The sequence below is a fragment of the Akkermansia sp. JRP_AM1 genome, assembly GCF_049262625.1.
GTDB lineage: Bacteria > Verrucomicrobiota > Verrucomicrobiia > Verrucomicrobiales > Akkermansiaceae > Akkermansia > Akkermansia massiliensis.
In genome coordinates this window covers 1-19,058 of the sequence record NZ_CP118234.1, presented here as the reverse complement: position 1 = coordinate 19,058, position 19,058 = coordinate 1, and the positions used below count along the sequence as shown (strand labels likewise).

Sequence of the window (19,058 nt, the reverse complement as noted above, 5' to 3'; positions counted from 1 at the left end):
GTTTTACTGCCTCCGTACCCCATGTTCAAATCCCTCATCCGCACGTTTGCCATCGTGGCGGCTTTTATTGCGGGGTACATGATGCCCGGTCTGCACGTCTACAGCTGGACGTTCAAGTGGATGCTGATCGTGATGCTGTTTGTGACGTTCCTGGGCATCCGCTTCAAGCGGATGAAGCCGGAGCGCGCGCACTGGCTCCTGGTAGGGGCCAACCTGCTGATCGCCCTGGCCGCGTGGGGCGCGTGCCGCCTCGTTTTCGGAGACGGATACCTGGCGGAGGCCGCTTTCTTCGTGGGCATCATGCCCACGGCCACGGCGGCTCCCGTGGTGATGGGGCTGCTGGGCGGCAGCGTGGAGTTCATGCTGACGGCCCTCCTGCTGCTTAACGGCATTATTTGCGCTCTGCTGCCTTTCATTCTGCCGGCGGTCGTGGGGCAGGGCGGCTTTGAGATTTACCTGAACGTGGCCCAGAATATTTCCCTGGTGATGCTGCTGCCGCTGGTCCTGGCCCTGGCGGCGCGGCGTTTTTATCCGCGGGCCATTGCGTGGCCGCGGAAGCTGAAGGACGTCACCTTCGGCATCTGGGTGGTGATTCTGGTTTTGATCGCGGCGAACGCCTCTTATGATATTTCCTCCCGTGACGGCATTTCGGAGCGCGTGCTGGAACAGATCGGCGCAGTTTCCCTGCTGGTGTGCGGGATCAATTTTGGACTGGGGCATTTGCTGGGGGGGCGTACCCGTGCCGCGGAGTGCAGCCAGGCCCTGGGGCAGAAGAATACCACGCTGTCCATTTACCTGGCGCTGACGTATGCCAGCCCCATCGCCGCGCTGGGGCCTACGTTTTACGTGCTGTGGCATAATTTATGGAATGCCTGGCAGTTGTACCGGGCGTCCGAACGGAAGCGCAGGAACGGCTGACGTAAATTGCCGCGCATGGCCCGGAGAAAAGCGCCCGGCGGAAGGCGGAGAGAAGGGCCGGAAAGTGGGAAAAAGGCAGGAAAAAGCTTTCCCGGGCCGGTCCCGGGGACTGGCGGGGAAACGGTTGTCGTCGGCTGGTTTGTTCGCCTTCAGGTGCAGCGGAGATTTCCTCCCCATGCAAAAAGCTTGAAATTCAGGGAGCGCCGGGTAACGTTATGCATTTGTTATGCAGGCCCCTTCTCCTTTGAAACCCCTGTCTCCGCGCACCAAGTGGCTGATTGCCCTGTGCTTGTGCGCGCTCGTGATGCTGCTGGAGTTCCTGACGTACCATATGGCGTACCGCATCGGTTATGATGAAGGGATGCTGACCACACCGCCGGTGGTGGTGCAGAAGAGCGATGAAAAGGCCATGCAGAATTTATCCCGCTTCATGGCGGATGTTTTCGCTTCACGCGAGAGCTTGGCCGGCATTCTGGACAACCGGGAGGAACGCCTGGCATGGATCAGGGATCCGGAGTTGCGGACGGAGACGGCCTGGGGCCTCACCCGTGAGCTGATCAGCCGGGACGGCGTGGACCGCGCCCTTCCTGCGGCCAGGGAATTGATTGACGCCGGATATGCCTCCGGGCGCTACCGGGTGTGGGCCCCCCGCGCGGACGCCGTGGCCAAGGCCCTTCTGGCGGAGCACCAGTATTCCCCGGCCTACGGTTATTTGAAAACCGCCGTGGAGGGGTATGAGAAGGAGGGAATGGCCGAGCCGCTGGTGCGGGCCCTCCAGACCATGAGTTCCATTGACCAGATGCTGAACAGGAATGAGGAGGCGAACGTGCTGCTCCAGCACGCGGTGGACGCCGCCGCCCATCTGGGGACGGACGCCCTCCCGGTCAGGTCCAGGCTTATGGCCGCCCAGGGCCGGCTGGCGCGCGCCACGGGGCGCATTCCGGAATCGCGCGCCTATTTCAAGAAGGCCCTGGCCCTGTGCCCCCAGCCGGACAAGACGACCGGTGACCTGGCCCTGGCGAGCATCAGCATGGGAGAAGCCATGCTGGAGGCCGGCAGGAAGGATGAGGCGCGGGAATTGTTTTTAAAGGGCCTTACCGGTTCGGAGAACGCCTCCTACTTGTTGAATGACTGCCTTAACGCCCTGCGCGGGCTGGCGCGCATTTCCACGGAGCAGGGGAATTATGAGGAAGCCCTGGCTTATCTTTACCAGGCGGAGGGCGCCGCTCGCGGCGTGCTGCCGGCGGACCATGCATTCTGGGCCGGGCTGTACGATCAGAGGGGGTGGGTGAACATCATGCGCAAGGCCGCTCCGGAAGCCCGCGCGGATTTCCTGAAGGCGATTGCCAACAGCGCGGCTTCCCCCGTCATTTCCGCCCAGTCCCTGGAAGGGCTAGGCAAAGCGTGGCTGGATGCCGGGGAGGGGGACAAGGCCAGAGAAAACCTGCAAAAAGCCCTTCAACTGCGGGAATCCCACTTTGCCTCGGATGTCCTGTCCCTGGGCCGGGTTTATTATTCCCTGGGGCTCGCCAGCGATATGGCGGGGGACCGGGAAAGCGCCCTGCACGCCTATGCCGGAGCAGTGGATTCCCTGCTGAAATGCGGGGAGGGGCCGGAGCGCAGAAGTCTGCTGGTGCAGTCCTATTTGTGCAAGGCATACGCCCTGTGCGACGGAGAGCAGTGGAAGGAGGCCGTGGAAACTTTTGAAGCGGTGCTCCCCATGCTGGAGGGGGAACAGCGGTCGGAGAATTACAAGCAGCTTGGCCGCTGTTACGATGAACTGGGAATGAAGGAAAAGGCGGATGCCTGCTGGAAGGAATCCGGTTTTCCCCGCGTGCGCATGGCCTCTCCCGGGCGCAGGCCGTCCGGGAACGCCAAATCCTCCCGGCGGTAGGCTTCGGGCGGTCCTCGTAAGACGTTGCGAGGTGTTTATTTTGCTTGATTTGTGCCGCCTTTTTGGCTCAATGCCTGCATGAGTTCCGAGCGCCATTTTTCCAACAAGCCCTACCGCCCCTCACGCAAGAAGAAGTCTTATTGGAAGCCGGTTCTCTTTCTGGTGCTGCTGGGGGGCTCTGGTTCGGCTACATTCAGTACTGGCCCACGATTGAAGGGTGGTTCAAGCCGACCATTCACGAGGTGCACAGCCAGACGCAGGCCATGGGCCATTTGCAGGGCATGCTGGCCTCCTGGAACGGTTCCGACGCGGAGCTGGCGCAGATGGCTTCCTCCGTGGACAAGCAGGTGGAATGGATGAATTCCCCGGAAGCGCGGGATTCCTTTGCGTGGCTGCTGGCGGTGGAAATGGACAGGCGCGGCATGCTGAAGGAGTCCGAACCGATGCTGGCGGCCCTGCTGGAAAAGAAGCTGGCCGATTCCGCCTCCATGCCGGCGGAGGACAGGAACCGCCTGCTGGGCGTCAGCCTGAACTGGGCGCGGGAGTTTGCAGGCCGCAAGCATGACGCCACGGCGGAGAAGCTTTATGAAGTGATTTTGAAAAATACGCCGGAGGAGCAGGTATCCGTCCGTCTGGCATGCCTGGAACCGCTGGCCCACTATGCGTATGACCAGGCCAGGTTTGAGCGTTTTTCCGCGTTGTGCAAGCAGGCCGCCTCCCCTGTCATGAGGAGCATGCTGAAAAAGCCGGAGGACGTGAAGAGCATGGTGAAGATTCTGCTGCTTCAGGATACTCTGCCGGACAAGACTACGGGGCAGCCCGGCGGCACAGGAAGCGCCATTGCCCGGGAACTGCTCACCAAATTCCGCCTGACCGCCAGTCCGGATATGGGCCGAATCATCCTGAACGAGCTGAATATGCCGCTCAATGCGCGCCGTAAGTATTCCCAGGCGGAGCTGAAAGCCATGGCTGACCAGTTGGAAGCCGCCCTGATCTGCTTTCGCGCCGCGGAAACGGAGATGGACTGCACGCCGGAAACGATGCTTGCCCTGGCGCGGGTAAGGATGCAGATGGGGGATTTGAAGGAGGCTTCCCGCCTGCTGTCCCGTGCGGAAGGGACAGCGATGACCCTGGGCGTGGATGCCCCGCGCATTCTGAGCGGTTCCAGCCTAAGCCAGGACATTGAGGCTCTGCGTTCCCAGCTTGAGAAGTACGGCCAGGCGGAGGCCCTGGTGAAACGGGCTTATGAGGACGTGAACATCGCCGCCGCCTTCCTGAAAGCGCGGGATTATGACCAGGCGATGAAATATCTGGACCAGGCGATGAAGGTGGCCCGTGAGAACACCACGTTTGTCCAGGCCCTCCAGCCGGTCATTCTGAATCTTCAGGCTGAGATAAGCGCGGGCAGAGAACAGTGGTCCCTGTCGGAAGCCCAGTATGGAAAGCTGGTTGAAGAATGGGATGCGCTGAGTCCGGAAGACAAGGCGAAGCTCCAGAATAATCTGGCCTCCATCCAGTCCGGAGACCTTTACAACAAAATTCACCGGAGCTGGGCTGACGTGTGTCTCAAGCAGAACCGGACCACGGAGGCCCGGCGGGTGCTGGCGAAGATAGGGGAAGCCCCGGTGGAAGAACCGGAAAAGCCTGCTTCGCGCCGCCGCCGCAGATAATTGAAGCCCTTTTCAGCAGGCTGACCCGCGCCCCCTCCGCGGGAAGCGCCGCGGGCGACAGACGGCGGAAGAATGCCTTGGCAGCGTGCCGCAGGCCTTTGATCGGCTTATCCGGCACAGCCGCATTAGTGCCGGAATTGCTTTGCCGGGCCGCTCTTGGCTTTCCCGGGCGCGGATGGCGGAAAGGGGGCGCTTTGGTACAGATTGCCGCTTTCTCCGCCGCGCATGCTGCGGTATTTCCGCTCTCCGGACGGAGAACGGCTTTTTGATGTGATAGGAGTATGCTCCACCTGTACCGGATGCAACGTTTCCGGTATGATTCAAGGCTCCGGGGAAGCTGAAAAAACAGCTTCCGCAGATTCCTCAGCTGCGGACTTTGGCTTTCTGCCGCACGTGGCCGAGAGCCCTTTTTCCGTGGATCATTTTTTCACGGCGGTCAGCGGCGGACTGACGGCGGGAACGCACGGTATATTTTGCGAAAATTTGGCTAACCGTAAGGTTCCCCTGTTCAAAAAGTGTGAAAATGTTATCTCTCACTCTCATCGCTTCCTGAAGCGCCGCATCAGCGCCCCCGTATTGAGAATCGGAGAAATAACGAGTGAATAAGCGCTTGTTCTTACAGATCGCCAACCGATAGCCTTGAAAGGCTGTCGTTTCGTAAGTGTAGCGGGTGATGTTTTTACAAGGCATATGTACAGAAGTTATGGGACCGGGTAATAGGAGCAGTGACAGGCTTCTATTAGGATAGGTTCCACTTCCTGTAAAATCCAGAAAAAACACAATTTGTTAGATTGAGTGCAAAAAATGCAATGCTAGGCTCTTGTGGACAGCCTATTGCGGTGTGTCATCCCTGACATAAAAACAACCGTCGGAGACACGGACTTTCAATTTTTCTCCTGCATGTACCTGGTTCGTTTGCCGTATGAGCTGCTTATTCTGGTTTTCCACCAGGGCGTATCCGCGGCGCAGCGTTTGCTCCGGGCTGTGAGCTTCCAGCCGGGCTTGAATAAGAGCCAGTTGTGAAGAGAAGTCCGCCATGCGCACGGCGGCCGCATGGGCCAGTCCGGCCTGGAGGGAGGCCAGAAGCTGCGCGCGCTCCCTGTTGCGGTGGGTGGGATGGCGCATTTGTAATTGATGTTCCAGTTTGTTGATATGGAGCGTGTTTTGAAAAATGCGCGTGGCCGCGACATTCAGCAGGGTTTCTTCCATGTCGTCCAGGCGCTGGGCGTAAGGGGAGAGCAGGGAATCCGCATCCAACAGTTTTCCCCGCAGGTAAACATCCAGTTTCAGCTTGGAACGCAACAGGGAATGCCGTGCGGAGGCGTGCAGGGCCTGTTCCATTCTAGCCAGTTTGCGGAGCCATTCCGGACCGTCCGGCGTAGCCAGCTCCGCGGCCGCGGTCGGGGTGGGCGCGCGCAGGTCCGCCACAAAGTCCGCAATGGTGAAGTCCGTATCGTGGCCTACCGCGGAAATCACGGGAACGGTGCATTCGTAAATCGCGCGCGCTACCGTTTCCTCATTGAAGTTCCACAGGTCTTCTATGGAGCCGCCCCCGCGGCCCACAATGAGCACGTCCACGGGCGGCAGGCCGTTGAGAGGGGCTGCGGACCAGGCGCGCACGGCAGCGGCTATTTCATGCTCCGCTCCCGCCCCCTGGACGCGCACGGGCAGCAGGTAGGCTTTCACCCACGGGGCGCGGCGTTCCAGCACATGGCGTATATCCTGGATGACGGCGCCGGTAGGGGAGGTGACGATGCCGATGGCGCGGGGAAAGGCGGGGATGCCCTTTTTGCGTTCAGCGTCAAACAACCCCTCCCGCTGGAGTTTTTCCTTCAGTTCCAGAAAGCGCGCCTGCAGGTCTCCCTGGCCGGCGGCTTTCACCTGCCTGATGACCAGTTGAAGCTGGCCCCGGTCCGGGTACACGGTGGCGCTGCCCAGCACATGGACCTTCATCCCTTCCTGGAGCCGTACGGGGCATTTGGAAGCCGCAGCCTTGAAAAAGGCGCAGAAGATTTCCGCGCCCTGTTCCTTCAGGGTGAAGTAAACGTGGCCGCTGGTATGGTGCTTGACGTTGCTGAGCTCTCCCACCACCCACTGGGTCCCCACGGCAATGCTGACCGTATCCCTCAGGCGGTAAACGAGCTGTTTGACCGTGATGGGCCTGGGAGCGGCAGGCGTTTCCTCCGGGAATTCCATGGGTTATGGTTCAAAGGGAATGTTCAGCGCTTCATAAGCCAGCATCCTGCATTGCTTGATGTCCAGCTTGCCGGAGGGCAGCACCGGAATGTGCTCCACGGGAATGATTTCCTTGGGGCACCACAGGGCCGGGAGCCCCTGGTCAATCAGGCCGTGCCTGATGAGGGTGCGCGCCTGGTGCACGTAGTCCGTCACCAGGGTGGTGAGCAGGGCCACGGCCTCCCCCTTCACGGGGTCCGGAATGGTGACGACGGCTATCCGCCGTTCCTCGTCCGCCGGGTCCAGGTTCCAGATGTTCATGATAGCGGCTTCCAGGGCTTCATGGGGCACCATTTCCCCGCCTATCTTGGAGAAGCGGGAGATGCGGCCTTCAATTTTCAGGAAGCCGAATTCGTCCGCAGAACCGATGTCTCCGGTTTTCAGCCAGCCGTCCACGAAAATGTCGCGGTCGGCTTCCGGACCGCCCAGGTAGCCGGGGAAGATATTCGGCCCCTTCAGCCAGATCATGCCGGAGGTCGTCACGGGTACCACGCGGCCCGTATGCGGGCTGGTGATGCGTACGGCGATGCCGGGAAGCAGAGCGCCCACGGAGCCCTTTTTCATGCCGGGAATGAAGTCTCCGGCGGCGTTGGACGGGGCCGGGTCAATGAAGTTGACGGAGCAGACCGGGGAGGCTTCCGTCAGGCCGTAGCCTTCGCACGGAACGGTGCCGAACTTTTCCCGGAAGGCGGCGGAGAGCTCGTCCGGCAATTTTTCCGCTCCTACGATCAGGTAGCGCACGGTTTTGAAGGTGTCCGGCTCGCAGCGCTTCATGAAACCGCGCAGGAAGGTGGGGGTGGTGACCACCAGGCTGATGCCGTACTGCTTGATGAGGGCGCCCAGGCGCTTGGCCTCCAGCGGGGAGGGGTAGGTGACCATGTCGTACCCGCCGATCATCGGGTACCACAGCCCGATCGTGATGCCGAAGCAGTGGAATACGGGGAGGCTGCCCAGGAATCTGCTTTGCGGCGCCAGCGTGATGCGGGAGGAACACTGGGAGATGTTGGAAAGGATGTTGTGGTGGGTCAGCGGCACGCCTTTCGGTTCTCCGGAGGAGCCGGAGGTGAACATCAGCACGGCTTCATCCGCGCCCGTGGGCGCATCCAGCCCCAGCTTTTTAATCATGAACCCCGCTGTAAGGAATTTGATGGCCACGCCCCAGCGTTTGGCGGAGCCCTTGAGCAGCGGAATCTCCCGCTCCATGAGGATCAGGTCCCGCTGGGGGGGCCACGGGAAGTTCTGGAGCTTGCGCATGAAGGTATCCGCCGTGATGAACCAGTCCACGCCGGATTGCTTCACGGAGCTGGCAAAGGCCCCTTCCGAGGCGGAATAATTGAAATTCACCGGCGTTTTTCCGGCGAACAGGCAGCCCAGGTTGGCGATTGCCGCTCCCTTGCCGGGCGGCAGAATGATGCCTACGCGGCGGTTCGTGGTGATCTTTTTCAGCCGTTTGGCAAAGGCCACGGAGATGGCCAGAAGCTGGCCGTAGGTCAGCGTGGTATCGTCAATGCCGTCGATCACCCGGCAGTCGGAATGAAGCTTTAGGCTGCGGAACAGCAGGGCGGACAGGGAGCCGTGCAGCTGCGGCAGCGTGGCATAGGCCTGGGCGGAGCATTCCAGCCACGCGGAGGTGAGGCGCGCCGCCATTTCCGCCCCGGGAGCCAGCTTGGGGAGAATGTGCACCTGGATATCCGCCTGGGCGTCCGTATCCGCCTCCGCGTCCAGCACGGAGCTGGTGTAAAAGCCCGTGCATACCGGCACGGGGGAAATATGGAGTGCTTCCAGGGCCTTGATCACCCGTGGGGGAATGTGGCTGATGGAGCCTTTCACGTGGGCTACGGGACCGGGCAGGAATACTACCCTTCTGCCCTCGTTGATGCGTTCCATGATGGCGGAACGCAGGGCAATGGGATCGCTGCCGCCGGCCTGGAACAGGATGCCGTCCGCCTTGGTGGATTCCAGATGGGCGGCGGTGGCCGCATCCGGGGAGGCTTTCTTCCACCAGGTACGTCATGCGGTCCCTGCCCAGTTCCTTTTCGAACATCAGCAGGGTTTTATGAGATACTTTGTTGAAAATCAGCAGGTCGCCGGAGTCGGATAGATTGGAGGAACCAAAAATGGCCATGGGAAAAGGGGAAAAACTTGCTTGACGTATTCTAGCAACTTGCCGGGCGGGGAGCAAGGAGGAAAGAATACATCCCGCGCTGCTTTTGCTCCCTCCGGACCGGTCCCGGAATTGTCCCTGGCTCCGGCATGCCTTTTATGGGAAGGATGTTGTTTTTCATGGGACTGACTGGATTTCACGCTTCTGCTCCCGCGGCGGAATTTCCGGAAACAAGCGGTTTCATGATGAAATCCTTAGGAGGTTTTTTACTGTGCCCTTCATGGATGGCTTCCCGGCTGCCTGAAGGCCCTGCATGCAGGGAAAGAAAATGAACGGATTTGAAATCCGGACAAGAAGGGCGTCAGGGAAGTCGTGAGAGTGGTGGAAATGAAATAATTTGTTTATGATCAGATGTTTATTTTAAATTCTGTTGGTTTTGTTTTTTGAATAATGTGGCTAATTTGAATGAGGGCATGGAATAGAATGGAGATAACGGAAATAATTTAAAGCTTTGGAAACGGCACTTCCAGATTGACACCGGATTTCAAATCCGATATTTCATCTACCTAATAGCATGTCTCATTTCTGCTAAAAGACCACGTCTTTCTCAATATATTTATAATTAATTGTTTTCTTTATGAAGCTGCATTTGCCCCTCAATTTGTTGTCCGCTCTTCTTGCCTGCTGCGCTGCGTTGTCCGCCTCTGTTCAGGCTGATCCCCTCACCATTACGACCAACCAGACGTTTGATACGGACGTTACCTGGAATGAGGCTACGACCATCGGCGCCAACGACCTGACGCTGACCATTGAGGCCGGAAAGACGCTTACCCAGGCGGAGGGAGCGTTCAACGTCGGGGACAACAGCCTTACCATTACCGGCGGCGGCGTGTTCAAGATTGAAACGGCGGCTACCGTGAAAGCGGGGAATGGCTCCGGAACCAGGACCCTGACCATTGACAACGCCACGCTGGATTTGAGCTCTCCGGGAGCCAGCCTCAGCATGAAAGGGGATAATTATACGCGCTACAAGGTAACCGTCACCAACGGCGGCGTGCTGCGCGTGGGAGAATATGCCTATGACGGCGCGGGGCTGGGTTCCATGGCCGTCAATACGGGGTACTGGACCTTGAACAACGGGCGCCTGGAGATTACCAAGGAAAGCGACGGAACCTTCGGGAACGGCCTGACAGTCGCCGCGGGCGGCGGCGCCGTGGAGGTGGTGAATGCCGGCAGCACCATGTCCATCACTGCTGACAACACTCATAATATCCAGCTGAACGGCGCCCTGACCATTACCGGAGCAGGGAACATGATCACGGGCAGTGACAATGCATTCCGTGGAACCGGGCGTTTGATCAAGGACGGCTCCGGAACGCTGACCCTGGCCAATTCCTCTTCCTTCACGGGCGGCGTGGAACTGAAAGGGGGCACCCTCATTGTCAGCCATGCCTCCGGAATGGGAACGAACAAGAACCTTTCCGTAACGGGGAATGCGGCCATCGGCGGCATTTCCGCGGGGTACGGCGGGCTTTCCCTGTCCGCGGGAGCGGGCCTGGACGTCTCCGCCGTGGACAGCAATGCCGGCCTGTCCATGACCGGCGGCGTCCTGTCCCTTGGGGGGCAGAATACGATGACCGGCAACCTGAACCTGGGAGCGGCCGTGCGGATTGACGCCACTCACATGACGGTGAACGGCAATCCCCTGCTGGCCCTGAACGGCGCCCTGACGGTGAACGGCAGCCTGCTGCTGGAGAATAGCGACAGCGTGAGCTGGAGCGCGGGCACGTACAATCTGATTAATGCCACGGGCGGCATCACCGGGGATCTGGCCAATACCATTCTGCTGGGGACCGAATACATCGGCAACTGGAGCACGACGGACAATACCCTGAAATTCGTCGTGGCGCAGGTCACGTCGCTGACCTGGACGGGCGGCGGAGACAATACGTGGACGGTGGGAGGAACGGGGAATTCCCCCTGGAATGCGGGATTGTCTTTTGCCAACGGCAACGGAGTCATCTTCGGCGACGTAGCAGGCAATGCACCGCAGACCGTGAACATCGCCGGACAGGTGAATCCAGGCCTGATCGTCGTCAATGCTGAGGCAACCGGTTACACGTGGACGGGGTCCGGTTCCCTGGTGGGAAGCTCCAAGCTGCAGAAGACCGGCAGCGGAACCTTGTCCATCGCCACGGACAACGCCGGTTTTTCCGGAGAAGTCCTGCTGGGCGGCGGCACGGTGGAAATGCAGCATGCCTCCGCGCTGGGCACCGGCAGCATCATCTTTAATGGAGGCGCGCTCAAGTACGGCACGGGCATTACGGCAGACGTCTCCGGCCAGATCAAGACGGATGCGCTGGCTTCCAACTCCATTCTGGTGGACACGAACGGGAATGCCGTAACGTGGGCTTCACTGGCCGGCTGGACGGGGACCGTCACCCGTACGGGAAGCGGCAGCCTCCTGCTGGGGGCCGGCACTTATGGAGGCAAATTGACCAACAGCGGCCCCGGTTCCCTGGTCATTGGCGCGGGGGACTCCACCCTGAACGGGGGAATCAACGGCACCATCACCAAGACGGGTACGGGAACGTTAACGCTGGGCCTTAATTCCTTCAACGCTTCAGGAGGAGGAACGCTGGTTGTGGAACAGGGCACCGTGATGCTTGCGGACGAAACCGGAACATGGAGCTCCAACCTGAACATTACGCTGGGGGAAAATACCGTGATGGACGTAGCGGGCGCCAGAACCAAGGTGACGGGGACGGGTACTCTTACCATGGGGAACGGCTCCACCCTGCATCTGAGGAACGGAAATGCCGCCGGCGCGAATTTCGACATGAAAATCGTCCTGGATGCCGCAGGAGGATTTGCTTTCCTGAATGGAGCCATTTATGGAAATGCCACCGCGGTTTCATCCACCATCACCGGAACGGGCGGCCTTAAAATCATTTCCGATGCCGGGGGAACAGGTGGGGTTTTAAAACGGGCTGGGTGAAGAATTCCTATGACGGGGATACGGAAATAGCCGGAACGGGCAACCTGGTCAATCTGACGTACAATATCGGGGACGCCTCCATCGTCTCCGGCCAGACCCTGACCCCGTGGGGGCAGGGCAACGTAACGCTGGGCGGCAGTGAGAAAAACGTCACCGTGACGTTCAGCAACTTGAATTCCAATACCGTCACGGGGGGAGTTTCCCTGGACGGGGACATCACCCTGAAAGGGACGAATGCGGCCACGGCGCTGAGCATTTTTAACGGAGCCACCGTGAACGTGAACCTCAACGGCAAGGTATCCGTGGAAACGTCCGGCACGGGAACGGCGGCCATCGCGAGCGGGGACAGCCTCCAGATGCTCGGCGGCCTGGGCGGAACGGGCACGCTGGCTGTCAATACCCGCAACAATGCGGGAGCCCTGACGCTGGGCGGGGACGTCTCCGGTTTTTCCGGAATGCTGAACCTTTCCGGAGCCAACCTTTACCTGAATGCGGATACGGCGCTGGCCGGAACGCTGAACGCCTCCACCGCCAAGGTGACGGCGCTGCGGAAGCAGAACGTGACCGGAACGCTGAACGCCGCTTCACTGGCCGTTGACGGAAGCGCCCTGAGCGCGGACGGAGCGACGCTGACGGTGAGCAACCTGGCGCTGGGCGCGGATGCGGGCGTCAGCCTGGACATTAACGGGAATATCACCGCGGGGACTTATACGCTGGTTTCCTGGGACAACCTGACGGCCGGCAACTTCGCGGATGCGGGGACGATGACCCTGACCGGGGCGCTGGCCAGCCTGTACCAGGGAACCTTCAACGTAAACACCGGGGACAAGACGGTGACCGTTTCCGTCAGCATGGCGGACGGCGTGGTAGTCTGGGACGGCAACCCGATCGGCGCCGTGGACAACACCACAACCTACCTGTTTGACGGTACGCACACGGGAGTGGCGTCCCTGACGGGGGACGTGAATGCCAAGGCCATTTATTTCAACAACGGGGCAGGGCAGGACCTGGAGCTGACCAACAACGGAGGCAAGCTTTCCGGAAACGGCGCCATGACCAAGCTGGGTGAAGGAAAAGTGACCTTCAACAGCTCCAATAACGATTATTCCGGCGCGGTCAACATCAAGGAAGGAACCGTTGCCGTGAAGGCGAACATGGCCCTGGGGACCGGAACGGTGACCGTGGACAGGACGGGACGGCTGGAAATCGGCGTAACGGGCGGAATTGCGGATATTCTGGGAGCCACGATGCCGACGATTAACGGAGGCACGATCGCCTTTGCTTCCGGAGGCGCCAATACGCTTGGAACCAATCTGGCCAACGGCTCCGGCATCAATCTGGAAGTGTCGGGAGCCGGAACGGCCCTGACGGTTTCCACCGCCCAGACGAAAACCGCGCTGACCACGGTGGGCGAGGGCGCGGTCCTGAACCTCGGCAAGAATGGAAACGGAGGAGAGTCCATCCTTTACGGCAACCTGATGGTGAACGGCGGCACGCTGAATACTACGGCGGGCGATCCGTTCGGCTACAATAATAGCGGGAACTTCGGCACGCTGACCCTGAACAACGGCACCTGGAATGTCGGCGGCGGCAATACGACCATGGCCAATACCAGAATGGTGTTCAACAACAGCCGGGTCATTCTGAATATACCCGGCGGGGGATTAAACGGCTTCGACTTGTTCAGCGGCACCAATACCATTGTGACGCAGCAGTCCGCTACCGGAATGAGCGTCTTCTCTGTGGCGGAGGGAGCCCCCTCCACCGGTCAGGCGAATGCCCTGACCCTCCGCGGCGGCACGGTCATCTTTGACATAGCGCGCGGGAATTTTGCGCTGGACGATACTAATACGGCAGATTTGAAGCTGGATGTAATCGTAGCCAAGGAAGGCAACGGCGCCAACCTCGTAAAGCAGGGGAACGGCGTGCTTCAACTGACCAAGGCCAGCGATTATACCAACCAGACCCTGATCAAGGAAGGGACCATCCTGCTGACGGGAGCCGGCTCCCTGGGTTCCGGAGCGGTGACGCTCGGCGGCAATGGAGACGCCTTCCTGACCTATGCGGTGGATGCGGACCAGACGGTGGCCAACGCCATCGGCGGAACGGGTTCCATCACCCAGAAGGGTCCGGGCAAGGTGACGCTCAGCGGCGCCAATACCTATGCCGGCACGACCAATGCGGAAGCCGGAACGCTGGCGGCGGGAAGCGCTACGGCGTTCGGGACCAGCACGGTCTCCATCTCCTCCGGAGCGACGCTGGACATCGGCAATTATGCGGTGAATAACGCGGTCAACGTGAAAGCCGGCACGGCGGATGCGCTCTCCACGGGCGCCATCACCAGCAACGGCGGCTCCATCGGCAGCCTGACGCTGGGCAGCTACTCGCGCCTCAACGTCACCGGAGACATGGCCATGGCTGCGGGCTCCTCCTTCACCTTTGACATGACGGGACTGACGGCGGGAGGAAACGCCCTGGTGACGCTCACCGGCGGACTGACGCTCACCGGAACGCACAACGTCACCCTCAACAACTACGACACGCTCACCGACGCGGGAGACTATTCCCTGCTGACGGTGGGAAGCGGAACGCTCACGCTCGGCTCCTTCAACATCGGAGATCTCATCAATGACGCCCATCCGGAACTGACCTACACGCTGGGACTTTCCGCGGACGGCAAAACGCTTCAGCTCAAGATTGAGTCCTCCGCGAACATGCTCACCTGGAACGGAACGGCGGACGCCGGAACATGGAGCGCGGGCGACGTGAGCAACTGGACCTACGGCGGAAGCGGCTCCGCGCCGGCGACCACGGACGGGCAGCCCCTGCTCTTTGACAACACGGCAGCCAACAAAACCGTGACGATTACGGGAGACGTGGCTCCCTCCTCCATCGTCGTCAGCAACAGCGGCGCGGACAACACCTACACCTTCCAGGGAGACGGGCACATCACGGGCGCCACGACCATCCTGACCAAGAGGGGGACGGCACCCTGCAAATCCGCAACACGAACACCTACGGAGGCTCCACGTCCCTGGAAGGGGGCATTGTGGACATCAACGGAGACGGAGCGCTGGGAACGGGTTCCATCATCTTCGGCGGCGGCACCCTGCAGGCCTCCGGGAACGTGACGCTGACGCAGACCATGGTGCAGAAAAACGCCGGGGACGCGGTCAAGCTGGCTGCCTCCGGAACCGGCACCACGCTGACGGTGGACACGGCCGGGCAGGACAGCTTCCTGTCCCTCAACTGGAACATCTCCGGGAATGGAGCCGTGGCGCTGGGGAACATCGCCAATACCAAGATTCTCTCCGGAACCGTGACGGTGGCCAGCGGCTCCACCCTCAAGCTCTCCGGAGGCAATGAAATCGCCCTCTCCGGCGTACTCAAAAACATCAGCGGCACGCTCGCCAAGACGGACGGGGGCTCCCTGCTCGTCAAGGCGGCCAACGGCCATGACGCGCTCAACGGCACGCTCTCCAATGCCGGAGGCAGCATCGTCCTCTCCGGCTACGGAGCGGCCACGGCCAACCGCACCGTCACGGTGAACGGCACGCTGAATGCCGACCTCATTGACGTCACGTACGGCGTGACGCTGGACTTGAAGAAAGACCTTGATATCGCCACGCTTCAAATCGGCGGCGGCACCATGGGAAGCAACACGCAAGCCTCCGCGGTCAACGTCAACACGGGCGTCACCCTCACCAGCACCAGCGTCAAGCTGGGCGGGGCCAACGGCCAGGGAGCCCTGGCCGGCAACCTCAACATCAACGGCGGCACGGCCGTCCTGGGCGGCATCAACCTGGAAAACGACTCCAACTCCGGCATCACGCTGGCCGGCAACGGAACCCTCACGCTGGGCGGTGACATCACCGGCGCCTCCGGCACTCTCACCCTGGGAGAAGGCACGCTCAACTCCACGGCGGACTGGAGCGCCTCCCTCAGCGTCCTCCTCAACGCCGCCTCCGGCAAAACCGCCACCGTGGACACTACGGGCGGCAGCATCACCCTCAACGGCGCGCTCAGCGGCACTGGCAGCCTCCTGAAAACCGGCACGGGCACACTCACGCTCGGCAACGCCAGCGCAGGCTACACGGGTACGGTCACGCTCACCTCCGGCACGCTCGCCCTCACGGCGGACGGCTACAAGGGAGCGCTCAACATCACCGGAGGCACCCTCACGGGAGGAAACAACCACAAAGGAACCAAAAACGTTACCGTCAACGCGGCCTCCGGCGTCACTTCCATCTCGCTGGGCGGCCTCTCCGGCTCCTCGCTTAAAACCATCGGCATGACGGACGCCGGAACGGTCATCAGCGGCCTCAACGGCGCCGCCAGCCTGGACAGTGCCAGCCTGGTGGTGGGAACGGGCAACGTCTCCAAAACACAGGACCTGGCCGGAAGCACCTCCATGATCCAATTTGACGCGGACGGCACCCAGCTGGAAATTGAAACCCTCACCCTCACCCTCTCCGCCGACCTCATCAATGCCATGCAGGGCTGGGGAGCGGGCGACCGCACCGCGTGGCTCAACCTCACGAACGGAGCGCTGGGCTACGGCACGGCCGTCTTCAACCCGCTGCTGGAAACCCTCGGCTTTGCCGTCACGGGCATCAACGGCGGCTCCATCGGCATCACCGGTGACGCCACGCAAATCTACGCGGTAGGCAGTGAAGACAAAACCGTCTCCAGCAACTCCGAACTCGACCCGTACCGCGCGGTCATCGTGGACGGCAACCTCGCACTCAACCTCCCGGGCGTGGACGATACGGCTGACGGCCTGACGATTAACAACCTCTCCGGCGCGGCCTCCGGCGTCATCAACATCACCAGCACGAACGACAAGACGGCATCCGTCATCCTGAACAACGAGCTGCTGGGAACAGATCCGAATACGTCCGGTCCCGATACGAAGTACTCCGGAACCATCAACGGCGGCACGGCCAACATTACCAAAACGGGAGAAGGCTCCCTGGAACTCGCCGGAACCCTGAACACCAGCGGCACGCTGGACATGCAGGACGGCAGCCTTATCCTCTCCGGCACGGCGGACCTGGGCTCCATCAGGCTCAACTCCACCAACTCCGGAGACCTTTCCTCCCTGGACATCACTGGAAAAACGCAAGCGGGAACGCTCACGGATGAAGGCAACGGCGGCAACCTCGCCATCGGTAAAAACGGCACGCTCACGCTTACGGGAGCCGGCTCCGAACTTTCCAACAGCACCGTTTCCGGAACCGGCGTGCTCCATGTGGCGGACACCGCCTCCCTCGCGCTCAACGGCACCTCCAAGCTTGACGGCGTGCAGGTGGACCTGGACGGCAGCGGAATGCTGGAACTCGGCAACGCGGCCAACACCATCTCCGGCCTGACGGGAACCGGCGCGCTGAACAACGGGTCTGCCCTGGAAATCACCACCGCCGGGAATGCCTTGTATGAAGGCACCCTCAGCGGGGAAGGCAGCATCACCATGAACGGCACCGGCACGCAGGTTCTGAAGGGGAACGGCGCGATCGGGCAGGCCCTCAGCGTCACCAAGGGCACGCTGGAACTGACGGGAGCGGAAGGCGGCAACGGCTCCGTTACCTATAAGAGCCTCACGGCGGCAAGCGGCGCCCATGTGCGCCTGAGTCCGGTAGGGGAGGGAACCGGAGCGGTCAACACGACGCTCACCGTCGCCAACGGACTCAACCTGCAAAACTCCCATCTGGACCTGGTCATCAACACCAACCGTGACGACCTCTTCTCCAGCCCGGTCATCACCGTGCAGGCCGGAGACGTCAATCTGGACGGAACTACCGTTTCCCTGGGAAGCCTGGGGGACTACGACAATCCGGCGGACCCGACGGCCAACCTCAACTTCACGCTGGTGGACGCGACGGGAGCCGGAACGGTTTCGGCCAACGGAGCCACGGTGGACGCCTCCGGCTACTTTGACTTCTACTACCAGGAATTCGGCATCCGGACGGAAGGCGGCAAGATTGTGGTGACGGGCATGGTCAAGACGGAGAACGCCTTTATGGACGCGGCCAACACGGCCAACTCGGAAGCGGGGGCCAACCTGCTCTGGAACAACCGCGGCAACGCGCCGAAAGGCACGCAGCTCGGTGACCTGAGGGAAGCCGTCAGAAACGACATCCAGTCCGGCAACACCTCCCGGGCGGCACGTTCCATGGCAGCCGCGGCAGGCAGCACGGTCAACGCGCTGGGAACGGCCCAGAAGGACGCCCTGCGCGACCAGATGGGATGGATCCGCAACCGCACCACCCTCATGGGCGTCAACCCCGCCTACGTCAACGAAGACCTCCCCTACTTCCACATGTGGATGGAAGGCACGGGCTCCTACGCCAAACTGGACACCAAGGGAGATGAAAGCGGCTACCAGCTCACCACCTGGGGCGGCACCGTGGGCATGGACGTGGACCTCAGCGACCACTTCACGATGGGAGCGGCCTTCACGGCCAACTACGGCGACCTGACGGCCAGCGCGGCGGACTCTGCGGACGGCCACCTGGACAGCTACTACGCCAACCTCTTCGGGCGCTACCAGAGCAAGCGCTGGGCGCACACATTGATCCTGACGGGTGGGTGGAACGACGCGAAGCTCAACCGCACGGTCAACTACGGGGAAGGCAGCTACAGGACGCAGGGCAACACCAACGGGTGGGGCTTTGGAGCGATGTATGAACTGACCTACGACGTGTACCTCAATGAAGACAAGAGCAGCATCCTGCAGCCCCTGGCCAACGCCTCGGTAGTAACCACGAGAATGGACGGCTACACGGAAACGGGAGCGGGGAACGCGGGCCTGAACGTAGGCAAGCAGGAATGGACGACGGGAACGGTTGCGCTGGGCGGCCGCTGGATGGGGCTCATTGGCAGCAACATCTTCGGGCGAGAAGCGCTGGCTGAGTTCCGGGTGAACGCGGCCCAGGACATGGGCGACCACCGCGGCAAGACGGGCGTAGGCTTCCTGGCCAATCCCGGCTATACGCAGACGGTCAGAGGAGCGAAGGTTGGAACGACGGCGCTGCAAATCGGAGCGGGGCTGAGCGTACCGGTAGGAACGCAGGGAACGGTCTTCATCAACGGGAACGCGGACTTCCGTGACGGAGCCAACTCGGTGAACGGAAGCGTAGGCTACCGGTATGACTTCTAAGGAGAGTTGAAGTTTGAGAGTGGAGAGTTGAGCGGAGACGCTCTGCTCTCCGGACTTCCAGGGCCGTTCCGGCATTGTCC

General features: G+C 61.1%; 8 protein-coding genes and 1 pseudogene. 7 read left to right on the top strand and 2 right to left on the bottom strand.

Annotated features, from left to right (window positions below; translation table 11 throughout):
• Positions 1-21: 21 nt before the first annotated feature.
• The 4 genes from PVA48_RS00045 to PVA48_RS00030 all read left to right on the top strand — a co-directional run bounded on the left by PVA48_RS00045 (position 22) and on the right by PVA48_RS00030 (position 5,088).
• On the top strand, positions 22-918 hold the full coding sequence (locus tag PVA48_RS00045; protein WP_102727485.1) for a bile acid:sodium symporter family protein: 897 nt from the start codon (positions 22-24) through the stop codon (positions 916-918).
• 226 nt (positions 919-1,144) lie between these two features.
• The gene (locus PVA48_RS00040; RefSeq protein ID WP_423232037.1) at positions 1,145-2,812 is read left to right on the top strand and encodes a tetratricopeptide repeat protein; all 1,668 of its coding nucleotides are present in this window, start codon (positions 1,145-1,147) and stop codon (positions 2,810-2,812) included.
• A gap of 140 nt (positions 2,813-2,952) precedes the next feature.
• Positions 2,953-4,482 (top strand): hypothetical protein, encoded by a 1,530-nt coding sequence (locus tag PVA48_RS00035; protein ID WP_423232036.1) that lies wholly within the window; start codon positions 2,953-2,955, stop codon positions 4,480-4,482.
• Positions 4,483-4,797: 315 nt separating this feature from the next.
• Positions 4,798-5,088, top strand: coding sequence for a hypothetical protein (locus PVA48_RS00030; protein ID WP_146018110.1), 291 nt, complete (start codon positions 4,798-4,800; stop codon positions 5,086-5,088).
• A gap of 225 nt (positions 5,089-5,313) precedes the next feature.
• Here the strand turns inward: PVA48_RS00030 and xseA are convergent, their stop codons facing one another.
• Both xseA and PVA48_RS00020 read right to left on the bottom strand, forming a co-directional pair.
• Complete coding sequence (xseA, locus tag PVA48_RS00025; RefSeq protein WP_102728363.1) at positions 5,314-6,678, bottom strand: exodeoxyribonuclease VII large subunit; 1,365 nt, start codon at positions 6,676-6,678, stop codon at positions 5,314-5,316.
• 3 nt (positions 6,679-6,681) lie between these two features.
• On the bottom strand, positions 6,682-8,604 hold the full coding sequence (locus PVA48_RS00020; RefSeq protein ID WP_423232035.1) for an AMP-binding protein: 1,923 nt from the start codon (positions 8,602-8,604) through the stop codon (positions 6,682-6,684).
• Between the two features lie 854 nt (positions 8,605-9,458).
• On the opposite strand from PVA48_RS00020, the gene PVA48_RS00015 reads away from it, so the two are divergent.
• The 3 genes and pseudogenes from PVA48_RS00015 to PVA48_RS00005 all read left to right on the top strand — a co-directional run bounded on the left by PVA48_RS00015 (position 9,459) and on the right by PVA48_RS00005 (position 18,978).
• The gene (locus PVA48_RS00015; protein WP_423232034.1) at positions 9,459-11,819 is read left to right on the top strand and encodes a beta strand repeat-containing protein; all 2,361 of its coding nucleotides are present in this window, start codon (positions 9,459-9,461) and stop codon (positions 11,817-11,819) included.
• 356 nt (positions 11,820-12,175) lie between these two features.
• Positions 12,176-14,014 (top strand): annotated as a pseudogene (locus PVA48_RS00010) (beta strand repeat-containing protein); the annotation flags it as partial.
• An 854-nt stretch (positions 14,015-14,868) separates the two neighbouring features.
• Entirely contained in the window at positions 14,869-18,978 is a 4,110-nt protein-coding gene (locus tag PVA48_RS00005) for an autotransporter domain-containing protein (RefSeq protein WP_423232033.1), read from the top strand.
• Positions 18,979-19,058: the final 80 nt, after the last annotated feature.